The 12,201-nt window shown below is 42.8% G+C and carries 9 protein-coding genes; all 9 read left to right on the top strand.

All coding sequences use genetic code 11. The annotated features are described in order from the left end of the window. Nucleotides 1-183 precede the first annotated feature (183 nt). The 9 genes from JOC33_RS00560 to proC all read left to right on the top strand — a co-directional run bounded on the left by JOC33_RS00560 (nt 184) and on the right by proC (nt 12,024). On the top strand, nt 184-363 hold the full coding sequence (locus tag JOC33_RS00560) for a hypothetical protein (RefSeq protein WP_205089991.1): 180 nt from the start codon (nt 184-186) through the stop codon (nt 361-363). A gap of 269 nt (nt 364-632) precedes the next feature. Further along, nucleotides 633-2,528: a PrkA family serine protein kinase gene (locus JOC33_RS00555; RefSeq protein WP_205089990.1), complete on the top strand. Its 1,896-nt coding sequence runs from the start codon at nt 633-635 to the stop codon at nt 2,526-2,528. 300 nt (nt 2,529-2,828) lie between these two features. Continuing rightward, nucleotides 2,829-2,996: a hypothetical protein gene (locus JOC33_RS00550; RefSeq protein ID WP_205089989.1), complete on the top strand. Its 168-nt coding sequence runs from the start codon at nt 2,829-2,831 to the stop codon at nt 2,994-2,996. Between the two features lie 240 nt (nt 2,997-3,236). Further along, nucleotides 3,237-6,095 (top strand): 2-oxoglutarate dehydrogenase E1 component, encoded by a 2,859-nt coding sequence (locus JOC33_RS00545; RefSeq protein WP_338054453.1) that lies wholly within the window; start codon nt 3,237-3,239, stop codon nt 6,093-6,095. Beyond that, nucleotides 6,082-7,389 carry a 2-oxoglutarate dehydrogenase complex dihydrolipoyllysine-residue succinyltransferase gene (gene odhB / locus JOC33_RS00540; protein WP_205089984.1) on the top strand — a complete coding sequence of 436 codons (1,308 nt, stop codon included), beginning with the start codon at nt 6,082-6,084 and terminating at the stop codon, nt 7,387-7,389. Before JOC33_RS00545 ends, odhB begins: the two co-directional genes overlap by 14 nt. Nucleotides 7,390-7,596: 207 nt before the next feature. After that, nucleotides 7,597-7,842 carry a hypothetical protein gene (locus JOC33_RS00535; RefSeq protein WP_205089982.1) on the top strand — a complete coding sequence of 82 codons (246 nt, stop codon included), beginning with the start codon at nt 7,597-7,599 and terminating at the stop codon, nt 7,840-7,842. 152 nt (nt 7,843-7,994) lie between these two features. Then, the gene (yhbH, locus tag JOC33_RS00530) at nt 7,995-9,167 is read left to right on the top strand and encodes a sporulation protein YhbH (RefSeq protein ID WP_239533924.1); all 1,173 of its coding nucleotides are present in this window, start codon (nt 7,995-7,997) and stop codon (nt 9,165-9,167) included. 215 nt (nt 9,168-9,382) lie between these two features. After that, nucleotides 9,383-10,900 carry a potassium/proton antiporter gene (locus tag JOC33_RS00525; RefSeq protein ID WP_205089980.1) on the top strand — a complete coding sequence of 506 codons (1,518 nt, stop codon included), beginning with the start codon at nt 9,383-9,385 and terminating at the stop codon, nt 10,898-10,900. A 314-nt stretch (nt 10,901-11,214) separates the two neighbouring features. Continuing rightward, nucleotides 11,215-12,024 (top strand): pyrroline-5-carboxylate reductase, encoded by an 810-nt coding sequence (gene proC, locus JOC33_RS00520; RefSeq protein ID WP_205089979.1) that lies wholly within the window; start codon nt 11,215-11,217, stop codon nt 12,022-12,024. Nucleotides 12,025-12,201 lie beyond the last annotated feature (177 nt).

The following is a 12,201-nucleotide window of genomic DNA, read 5'->3' as shown; positions in this document are numbered from 1 at the left end:
GAAGGTATTCAGACTATTCTGCATGGATTACTAATTGTTACTTCTAGGAATAAAAAAAGTGAATACATTATTACAAGATAACTACAATGCCGCCCGCTGATTGCCAATTCAGAACGCAGGCTTTATGATAGAAGACAAATAAACGTCCTGGTCTGCCAAAACAATCGAGGGGAGGAATCCCTAGTGAGCCAAACCCTTATTTCAAGTGTTTTGTTTTTTGTCAGTGCGGCGATCTGGGCTGTGCTTGCATTCATTTATGATGATTTCCGTGTACTTAATATTATTTTATTCATTGTATTTCTTTTACTGGGGCTTCTAAGGCGGAAGCAATATCAGCAGGAAAAGGGCTGGATGGATGACTGACCATTTCTTTGGTCAGTCTTTTTTTTGCTGTCTAGAAATTGGATGGTTGTGGATCCCCCTTTTGTAGAGCTCCTCCCCCTTGGGCTTATCGGGGGTGGACAAGGCGCATGCACTTTTGTTTTCCTTAAACAAGCTGTCTGGCCATCCATTCAGGGGATGATAGTTGTCCAGAATCTAGTGTTTTTCTTTAATCTATTCATCACTTGTGCTGTACCTACATAGACTGTATTAATCAGCTTTTGCCCATTATCGACAGGGGAGGTCGTACAGTGGATATTTTGAAAAAAATTCAGAGTTACCGGGAAGAAGAGGAGAAGCTGAAATGGGAAGGGACATTTTCTGATTATCTTGAGTTGTTGAAGGAACGTCCATATCTTGCCCAATCTGCACATTCTCGCGTTTATAATATGATTAAGTCAGCTGGTATTGAAGAGGAAAACGGTCATCATAAGTACAAATTTTTCGAGCATGAAATTTATGGGCTGGAAGATTCGATGGAAAAGCTGGTGGAAGAATATTTTCACCCGGCGGCTAAAAGGCTTGATGTCCGCAAACGGATTTTATTATTAATGGGACCCGTGAGTGGTGGTAAATCAACGCTTGTCAACATTTTGAAGCGTGGTCTGGAAGACTTTTCTCATACAGATGAAGGAGCGATTTTTGCCATAAAAGGGTGCCCGATGCATGAGGATCCGCTTCATCTGATTCCACACCATTTAAGAGCCGACTTTCAGGATGAATACGGGATAAGGATAGAGGGGAATCTGTCTCCACTTAACATGATGCGCCTGGAGGAGGAATACGGGGGAAGGATAGAAGATGTACTTGTCGAGCGGATCTTTTTCTCAGAGGATAAACGCTGCGGCATTGGAACCTTTAGTCCGTCAGATCCGAAGTCACAGGATATTGCAGATTTAACCGGGTCCATCGACTTTTCCACGATTGCGGAATATGGTTCCGAATCTGATCCCCGCGCTTACCGTTTTGACGGGGAGTTGAATAAAGCCAACCGCGGTATGATGGAATTCCAGGAGATGCTGAAATGTGATGAGAAATTCCTCTGGCACTTGCTTTCGCTGACTCAGGAAGGGAATTTCAAGGCTGGCAGGTTTGCATTGATTTCTGCCGATGAGCTGATCGTAGCCCATACCAATGAAGCGGAATACCGGTCATTTATTGCCAATAAGAAAAATGAAGCTCTTCATTCGCGAATGATTGTTATGCCGGTGCCTTATAACTTAAAGGTGAGCCAGGAAGAACGCATCTACGAAAAAATGATTCGCCAGAGTGACATTAAGGATGTTCATATTGCTCCGCATACGTTAAGGGTTGCGGCAATGTTCACCATTCTGACCAGGCTGAAAGACTCCACCAGGGGACAGGTGGATTTACTGAAAAAGATGCGTCTCTATGACGGTGAATCTGTAGAAGGCTTCAGTGACGTTGATGTTGAAGAACTTCAGCGGGAATACTCCGATGAAGGGATGAGCGGTATTGACCCGCGTTATGTCATTAACAGGATTTCTTCAACGATCATCAAAAAAGAAATGACGTCGATCAATGCACTGGATGTATTGCGCTCCTTGAAGGATGGATTGGATAGTCATGCGTCTATTTCGAAGGACGATAAAGAGCGTTATTTGAACTTCATTTCAATCGCCCGGAAAGAGTATGATGAATTAGCTAAGAAGGAAGTACAAAAAGCGTTTGTATATTCATACGAAGAATCAGCGGTCACTCTTATGGATAACTACCTTGATAATGTTGAAGCCTATTGTAATAAATCGAAAATCAGGGACCCTCTGACAGGGGAAGAGCTGAATCCGGATGAAAAATTGATGCGCTCCATTGAAGAACAGATTGGAATTTCGGAAAATGCCAAAAAAGCTTTTCGGGAAGAAATTCTTATCCGAATCAGTGCTTACGCAAGGAAAGGGAAGAAATTCGATTACCATTCCCACGAACGTTTACGAGAAGCTATCCAGAAGAAATTGTTTGCTGACTTGAAGGATATTGTTAAAATCACGACATCCACAAAAACTCCGGATGAACAGCAATTGAAGAAAATGAACGAAGTTATTGCAACCTTGATTGATGAATATGGGTACAATTCAAGCTCTGCAAATGAGCTGTTACGTTATGTCGGAAGCTTGCTGAACAGATGATCAAAGGTATAATTTAAAATGAACGGTTTGTATGGATGTATTCATACAAACCGTTTTTTCTTTGTCTTATTAATTCTTTGGAGCAGTCTTCATCCCGTTTCAGCGCCCCCCCCTCATAGATGGTTGATTCCAAGAAGTGCGAGAGGTGACGCCCGCGCTAATCATCCACGGCAAGCGGTTTTTGAGAATCAGCAACCGGCGGTTTGATTTTTTCAAGCAGAGGTATAGTAATGATAAAGCTTCGTTAAGATGGAAAGAAACAGCTGGATTAACACCTTTAATCAGAAAGGCGGTGGCAAGATGGGTGAAAAGAGAATGGAAAAGGATAAGCCGAAGAACAGTTCTATGGCTAAGGACATGGAAGAAATAAAGCACCACGGCAGAGTGATGGAGCGGATGAATACGAACGAAAAAGTAAAGGATAAAGGTAAGGAACCAGACCCTGAACAGCATAATCCAGATGAATAAGGGGTTTAAACATCCACTTATTATAATTGGAAAAAAGAATTATGGTGAGGATTGTCGGAAATTTGCAATTAGGCGTACCCAGTGGTGCGTCTTCTTGTTATAATAGACATGTTGTTTTCCTTGAATTATATAAGGTATAATTCTTGAAGAATTAACCTGATAAAACCTATAATAATATAAGTTAGACTTGGAATCGTTTACGAAACAACTAATGATCACATCTACATGGGGGTAATCAACGTGTCAAACAATGGGTCACACGAAAGATTTTGGGAAAACTTTCATGGTCCAAACATGGGTTATATAGAAGAACAATATGAAACATATTCGGAAGACCCGGATGCTGTCGACCCTTCTCTAAGGGAAATGTTCGAACAGCATGGTGCTCCGAAATGGATGAACGGGGCCAGTGGAAGCGAACAAGTCTCTGGTGAACCATCCGAACAAGATATAGCAAAAGTCACCTCAGCATATAAACTTGTTGAGGCTATTCGTCGTCATGGGCATCTGGAAGCTGATATATATGCAGTCGGCGGATCAGAAAGATATTCGGAACTGCTTGATCCAAAAACGTACGATTTGACAGAAGAGGATTTGGAGTCCATCCCGGCAAGGTGGGTCTGGCCTGATTCTCCACTCAAATTGAAAAATGCGTTGCAGGTTGTCCGTACATTAAAAGAACGTTATGCAGGGACCATTTCGTTTGAATATGATCATGTAAATCTGGAAGATGAGCGCAGATGGCTGCAAGATAAAATTGATTCTGGCTCCTATTTGCTTTCGTTGAGTAATGAAGAAAAGAAGCAGCTTTTGAAGCGGTTAGTAGATGTGGAAGGGTTTGAAAACTTTTTAGCCAAGACGTTCGTCGGTCAAAAACGTTTTTCTATCGAAGGACTTGACGTCATGGTACCGATGCTTGAACATATCATCCAGTCTTCCTATGCCGATGAAACAGAGCATATCATGATGGGCATGGCTCACAGGGGACGACTGAATGTGCTTGCCCATATATTAGGGAAACCGTATGAGCAAATTTTTTCAGAATTTCACCATTCTCCTGATAAGGCGCTTGTACCGTCTGAAGGCTCCATGGGGATCAACTATGGATGGACGGGTGATGTGAAATATCACTTCGGTGCCCGTCGTGAAATTAAGAATGGGGAGCAGCAATCAACTCGTGTGACTCTTGCTCACAACCCATCCCATCTGGAATATGTCAATCCAGTAGTAGAAGGGTTTACAAGAGCTGCCCAGGACGACAGAGTAAAAGCAGGTCTTCCGGAACATCACCAGGATAAAGCGTTCGGAATACTTATTCACGGGGATGCTGCATTCATCGGTGAAGGGGTAGTAGCAGAAACCCTGAATATGAGTGACCTCCCTGGTTACCGCACAGGTGGAACCGTTCATTTAATTGCGAATAACCTGGTAGGTTTCACTACCAACCGCGAACACGGCCGCTCGACACGTTATGCCAGTGACTTGGCAAAAGGATTTGAAATCCCGGTCATTCACGTGAATGCGGATGACCCAATTGCTTGTCTTTCTGCAGCCGCGTTAGCGTATGAGTATCGGGTTAAATTCCATAAAGACATCCTGATCGACCTGGTAGGTTACCGCCGTTATGGTCATAATGAGATGGACGAGCCGCGTGCTACTCAGCCGCACCTGTACCATGAAATCGATAACCATCCAACAGCAGCTAATATATACCGGGAAACACTGGTTAAAGAAGGCGTTGTGGAAGAAGAAGACTTTAAGCAAATGCTGGAGGAAGTGGAAAGCAACCTCCGTAAGGTCTACCAAAATATGAAAGAAAATGAAACGGTGGAAGCAGATGTTGCAAAATGGCCGCAAGGGGTTGAGCGATCGCTTGACGAAATTGAGACAGCAATTGATTTAGACCGTTTGAAAGCATTGAACGAAGGTATGCTGAAGCGTCCGGAAGGCTTCAATGGATTTAAAAAGCTTGAAAAGATTCTTCAGCGCAGAGCCAAAATGCTTGAAGATGATGGAAAAGTTGACTGGGCTACAGCAGAAGCACTTGCTTTTGCGTCTATCCTGGAAGATGGCCTGCCGATCCGATTGACAGGTCAGGACAGTGAGCGGGGAACATTCGCGCACCGTCATATGGTACTCCATGACGTAGAAACGGGAGAAACATACAACCCGCTACATGGATTGGAACAGGCGAATGCTTCTTTCGCTATTCACAACAGTCCTTTATCAGAAGCAGGTGTCATTGGATTTGAATATGGTTATAGTGTCCAGGCGCCAGAATCACTGGTTCTTTGGGAAGCGCAGTTCGGTGACTTCGCCAATGCCGGCCAAGTCATTTTTGACCAGTTCGTTGCCGCAGGACGTGCGAAATGGGGAGAAAAGACAAGTATGGTCTTCCTGCTCCCTCATGGTTATGAAGGACAAGGACCGGAGCATTCCAGTGCCCGTCTTGAGCGTTTCTTGCAGCTGGCAGCAGAAAACAACTGGACGGTTGCCAATGTCACTTCTGCAGCGCAATACTTCCATCTATTGCGCAGACAAGCTGCTATCAGTGGAAAAGAAGAAGCCCGTCCATTGGTATTAATGACACCGAAGAGCCTGCTCCGTAACCAGCGTATTGCAGATCCAGGAGAATGCTTCAGCAATGGTAAATTTGAAACGATTGCTGAGCAGCCAGGCTTGAGTCAAAATAATAAGAAAGTGAAGACTTTACTATTAGGAAGCGGAAAAATCATGGTCGATATAGAAGATGCAGTTGAGAAGGCAGAAGGCCAGAATCTCGATCATATTGCTGGAGTGAGAGTCGAACAGATTTATCCATTCCCTGAAGAACGGCTGCAGGAAATCCTGGATAAGTATCCTAACCTTGAAGAGCTTGTCTGGGTACAGGAAGAGCCGCAAAATATGGGCAGCTGGTATTACGTAGAAGGAATTCTGCACAAAATGCTTAAAAAAGGACAAATCCACCGTTATGTCGGACGCCCACACCGCGCCTCTCCGTCAGTAGGTGAGCCAAACATCCACAAGACTGAGCAAAAACGTATTATCAATGAAGCGCTTATGATGTCTAAAGGAGGAAATTCACGTGAAGGAAATTAAAGTCCCGGAATTAGCTGAATCCATTACAGAAGGTACCATTGCCGAGTGGCTGGTGAAAAAAGGGGACAAGGTAGAAAAAGGCGACCCTATCCTTGAACTGGAAACAGATAAGGTGAACGTAGAGGTGAATGCCGACCATAGTGGTGTTATTGCCGAAGTCCTGAAGGAAGCAGGAGACGACGTAGAAGTTGGAGATGTCATTGCCAAAGTCGATGAAAACGGCGAAGCTGGCGGATCTTCTGAGGATTCCTCCGAAAAATCTGAGCAAAAAGAAGAGTCCGAACAAAAATCAGAACCAAAAGAAGAGAAACAGGAAGCTAAAAAAGAAGAAGCTTCCAAAGAGGATAAAGAAACAGAATCAAGTAAAGAAGAAGGCGGAAAAGGAGATATTGTAGCAACTCCAGCTGCAAGGAAACGTGCACGCGAACTTGGACTTGACCTGAGTGAAATTACTGCCCGCGATCCATTAGGCCGCATCCGTCCTGAAGATGTTGAGGATGCTGCAAAGGGATCCAAGTCTGAAGATACGAAGCAGGCGGCACCTAAGCAAGAAAAGAAACAAGAGACGAAAAACGAAAAAACAGAATTCGAAAAGCCTGTGGAACGAGTCAAAATGTCCCGCCGCCGTCAGACAATTGCTAAACGTCTCGTCGAAGCGCAGCAGAATTCTGCCATGCTCACCACATTCAATGAAGTAGATATGTCTGCTGTCATGAAGCTGCGCAGTGAGCGTAAAGAAGAATTCCAGAAGAAACATGATATCAAGCTTGGTTTCATGTCCTTCTTTACAAAAGCCGTCGTTGGCGCACTAAAAGATTTTCCGTTGTTAAATGCTGAGATCCAAGGAAACGAAATTGTCAAAAAGAAATTCTATGACATCGGAATGGCGGTTTCCACTGACGAAGGTCTGGTAGTTCCTGTAGTACGGGATGCTGATCGTTTAGGCTTTGCAGGTATTGAAAAAGATATTTCACGCCTTGCCAAAAAAGCCATTAATAAAGAGCTTCAGCTGGATGAACTGCAAGGAGGATCTTTCACGATCACCAATGGTGGTACTTTTGGATCGATGCTGTCCACGCCGATTTTAAATGCTCCACAGGTAGGTATCCTCGGGTTGCATAACATTCAGAAGCGTGCGGTTGTCATGCCGGATGACACGATTGAAGTCCGACCGATGATGTATATCGCGCTATCCTATGATCATAGGATAGTTGATGGTAAGGAAGCAGTACAATTCCTTGTCCGTGTTAAAGAACTGATTGAAGACCCATACGATTTATTGCTTGAAGGCTGATTATGGCAGGGGCTGTCCCGGAAACGAAGTCACATAGGGGACAGCCCCTTTTTTATACTCAAAAAATCATAAAATTTTGCAATGAAGCTTTTCAATGAGAATTTTTAAGTTCCAAGTATAAGAAAAACTAACGCATTTACAGAAGATCGAGTGAATGCGAGTTTTCCTTATACATAGAAAAGAATAAAAATACGGAGGTGGGCCAACATGAAGTCCCCAAAGTCGTTTAATATGGTGTTGTATCCTAAGAAAACGATTGCCATCAATGGTGCTATCTATAATATTGATATCACGCACGAACAGTTTCTGGAAGAGTTCATGGAATGGGTGGAAGTCAATGGCTGGTCGTTTTTAGGAGTTACGGAAGTCACCACTGAAGCTAAGGCAAGTGATGACCTTTTGACACAGTTCAAAGCAGAGCAGGAAGATGAGGAAAATGATAGGAACAATTGAAACAGAATGTGTTTAACAGACAGCCGTATCCCTGTCGTAGAGGCTGTCTGTTAGATATACCATCTATTTTTACAAGTTAATATTCTGAATATTTAATCAAAATCGACAAACCTGCATAGTATAGAGTAATACTATAGCAGGAGGGGATGACGTTGGCTGAAGAGAATAAGAATTTTGTGATTGCAGAAGAAAATTGGTCCCTCCACCGAAAAGGATATGACGACCAGAAGCGCCATCAGGAAAAAGTTCAGGAGGCCATGAAAAATCAACTCCCTGATTTGATTACCGAAGAAAATATCATCATGTCAAAAGGGAAGCATGTTGTTAAAATTCCGATTCGTTCCTTGGATGAGTATAAGATAAGGTACAATCATGACAAGAATAAGCATGTCGGGCAAGGTGATGGAGACAGTCAAGTTGGTGATGTGGTGGCAAGAGATGGTTCCGCAGATAAAGGTGCTGGTAAAGGTCAAGGAGCCGGCGACCAGGCAGGCGAGGATTATTATGAAGCAGAAGTAAGCCTTGCTGAACTGGAAGAAGCGCTATTCAGCGAGCTGAAGCTTCCGAATCTGGAAGAAAAGGAAAAAGATAATATTGTGACAACCGATATAGAGTTCAGTGATGTCAGGAAAATCGGGCTGACAGGTAACATTGACAAAAGACGTACGATGCTCGAGGCTTTCAAACGCAATGCCATGAAGGGAACATCGTCTTTTGCACCGATTTACCCGGAGGATGTCCGTTATAAAACATGGAATGATGTCGTAAAACCGGAGTCAAAAGCAGTGGTTATCGCGATGATGGATACGAGTGGCTCCATGGGACTTTGGGAAAAATATATGGCCAGGAGTTTCTTTTTCTGGATGAACCGCTTCTTGAAATCGAAATATGAGACGGTAGATATAGAATTCATTGCCCACCATACCGAAGCCAAAGTCGTAAGCGAAGACGATTTTTTCTCAAAAGGTGAAAGCGGCGGTACCATATGTTCTTCTGCCTATCGGAAAGCGCTTGAATTGATTGATGAAAAATATTCACCATCTCGCTATAATATATATCCTTTCCATTTTTCAGACGGTGACAATCTGACATCTGATAACAAACGCTGCCTGCAGATGATTGAGCAATTGGTGAAAGTATCGAGTCTGTTCGGCTATGGCGAAGTCAACCAGTATAATCGTCATTCGAGCCTGATGCAGGTATATAAAAAGATTGAACATCCGAAATTCCGTTATTATGTTCTTAGAAAGAAAGCTGACGTGCTTTATGCAATGCAGAAGTTTTTGAGTGAAGAAGGTAAAGAAGAAGATAAATTACCCGTATGAACCAGCTCAACTCTGAGCTGGTTTTTTTCTTTTTATATAAGCATTACAAAACTAGAAGCCTCCAGATAGCTTTTGAAGCAATCTTTAGAAAGCTTCCCAGGCTTAGCCTAAGAATGTCGGGGGCTTCCAGCTGATATCAAAGTTCAATTTTTTCAAAAATATAGGATGAGAAGTTATAATTATTAGTAGTCGTAATTTATGAAGGACGTGGTCGATTGATACAAGAGATTCTTGAATCCAACCAATTCATCTTTTTGATGGCATTATTATTGATTATCAGTGTCATTGTCACCAAATTCTCCTCAAGGCTTGGCGTTCCATCCCTTGTTTTATTTATTATTGTAGGAATGGTGGTTGGCTCAGACGGATTGAAAATTATTTATTTTGATAATGCAGAAGTTGCTCAGATAGTCGGAGTCATCGCGCTTGTCATCATACTTTTTGAAGGTGGTATGCTCACAAAATGGGATTCTATCAAGCCAGTGGTATCTCCTTCTGTTACGCTGGCCTCCCTTGGTGTGCTGTTAACTTCCGGGATTGTTGCTCTATTTGCGAAATTAGTTCTGGATATTTCCTGGATGGAGGCGTTCTTGATTGGGTCCATTGTCGGTTCTACCGATGCTGCAGCAGTTTTTGCAGTTCTAAAAGGTAAAAACATCCGCAACAAACTGGAATCTACGCTTGAAGCAGAGTCAGGCACAAACGATCCTATGGCAGTTTTCCTGACGATAACATTCATTCAGCTCTTAACAGGAGATGCTACGAATATATGGGCCTTGATCGGCAGCTTCTTTTGGCAAATGGGCGCCGGACTTGTAGTTGGTCTGTTGCTTGGGTATATAGGAAGCATGTCATTGAATCGGATTAATCTGGACTCAAGCGGTCTTTATCCATTATTCGCACTAGCCTTTGCGCTTATGTCCTATAGTATCGCTTCTTTATTTCAGGCAAGTGGTTTGCTGGCAGTATACATAACTGCAGTAGTGATAGGCAATGCGGAGCTTGCTTACCGTTATTCGATTTTACGTTTTAATGAAGGCTTCGGATGGATGGCACAAATTCTTATGTTCATCATCCTTGGTTTGTTCGTATTCCCATCTGACGTGTTTACGATCGAACTTATGGGAAAAGGTCTGCTTCTGTCCTTTGCCCTAATGTTCGTTGCCAGACCGATTGCTACTTATATCAGCTTAATATTTTTTAAATTTACCAATAAAGAAAAGGTTTTTCTTTCCTGGGCTGGTTTGCGTGGTGCTGTTCCGATCGTTCTGGCTATCTTTCCAATGCTTGCAGGAATTGAAAATAGCCAGATCTTTTTTAATATGGTCTTTTTCATTGTCTTATTGTCAGCACTCATTCAGGGTTCATCCATCACCTGGCTGGCGGAGAAGCTGCACCTTGTATCGGACAAAACGGTCAACCCGATTCATTCCCTTGAAGTGATTTCGATTGGGAAGGCGAATGTGGAAATGCTGGAATATGAGGTTACCGAAAACAACTACATCGTAGGTGAAACACTTGAGAATCTTGATTTTCCTGATAAGGCATTAATCAATGCGATTATTCGCGATGGTGATCTAATCACTCCATATGGCCAGACCGAAATCCATGCAGGAGATACACTTTATGTAACAGTAAGTAAAGGGGCGAAAAAGAAAGTACAGAATCTGCTGAGAGCAGTAAAAGGCACGGATGAAGAGGTGGGGGACAATAACGAGAAAAGCCGAGCTTAACCAGCTCGGCTTTTCTCGTAGCAGCTATGATATTTTTGGTGAATCGCTATGATATGAACATTACATGCTTTATTATAATGAACAGAAGTGGATTTGTAAACCTTTTCTAAGAAAAACATGCTTATATTTCCAATGTTTTCATTCGACATAAATTTATCAGCTGCAACTGAAGGTATTTTTATCCCTTCAAGGGAATAGTATAGAAACCAGAGATGCAACGAATATTGTCGATTCAACATAAATTAATAATTGTTAAAGAACGCTTACTTATTCTATAATGGAAAAACGTATGAACGGAAGGAGAGTCGGTCAAAATGGATAAGCAAATCGGCTTTATTGGCTGTGGCAATATGGCGACAGCTATGATCCAGGGAATGCTTGCTAACGGAATCGTAAAACCTGGACAAATTGCAGCTACCGCTGTCACAGATGAAACCATCGATGATGCTGCTGAAAAATACGAGATCGATACTACTCATGACAACAAGCAGGTTGCCAGTGAGAGCGATATTTTATTTTTGGCTATCAAACCTTATTTGTACGAAGGTATCATTCAGGAAATACGCTCGTATGTGAAAGAGGATGCTGTCATCATTACAATTGCAGCAGGTATAACTTTGGATAAAATGAAAAATTCCTTTGATCATAAAGTCAAAGTGGTGCGTTCAATGCCGAATACTCCATCACTCGTCGGGGAGGGTATGAGTGTCCTTTGCCCGAATGATTTCGTTGAAGAAGACGAAATGGAAGAAGTGATAAGAATCTTCGAAAGCTTCGGTAAAGCGGAAATCATAAAAGAAGAACTGATGGATGCAATTCCTGCTATCAGTGGTTCTGCTCCGGCATATGTGTATATGTTCATTGAAGCGATGGCAGATGCCGCTGTCCAACAAAAGATTCCCCGGCAGCAAGCGTACAAGCTTGCATCCCAAGCTGTGCTGGGAGCAGCGAAAATGGTGCTTGAAACTGGTGAACATCCAGGTAAGCTGAAAGATGATGTATGTACCCCGGGAGGGTCAACGATTGAAGCGGTGACCACACTCGAAAGTGAGAACTTCCGTAATGCAGTTATTAAGGCCATGGATGCCTGTACAAAAAGAGCGAGAGCATTGTCGAATGAATGACCGATTAAGCAAGTAACGGGTTATTTTACCATGGTAAGGAAATCCAAAGGGTCGCCAGCTTCCGGTGACCAAAAATAGCATAAGAAAAATAGGGCTTTCTTTACAGGTTGAGCACTCCATTAAATTGGAGTGCTTTTTAATTTGTACCGAAATTAAAAATGGACAATAAATGAACAT

Origin of the sequence: Thalassobacillus pellis (assembly GCF_016908295.1) — a bacterium.
Lineage (GTDB): Bacteria > Bacillota > Bacilli > Bacillales > Halobacillaceae > Thalassobacillus > Thalassobacillus pellis.
Note: the sequence above shows the minus strand (reverse complement) of the source record. Positions and strands in the feature narration are given on the sequence as shown.

Bases quoted from the DNA above. Each gene is read 5' to 3' on its own strand.
- JOC33_RS00550 (WP_205089989.1), top strand. From the start codon at position 2,829: ATGGGTGAAAAGAGAATGGAAAAGGATAAGCCGAAGAACAGTTCTATG.
- JOC33_RS00535 (WP_205089982.1), top strand. From the start codon at position 7,597: ATGAAGTCCCCAAAGTCGTTTAATATGGTGTTGTATCCTAAGAAAACG.
- proC (WP_205089979.1), top strand. From the start codon at position 11,215: ATGGATAAGCAAATCGGCTTTATTGGCTGTGGCAATATGGCGACAGCT.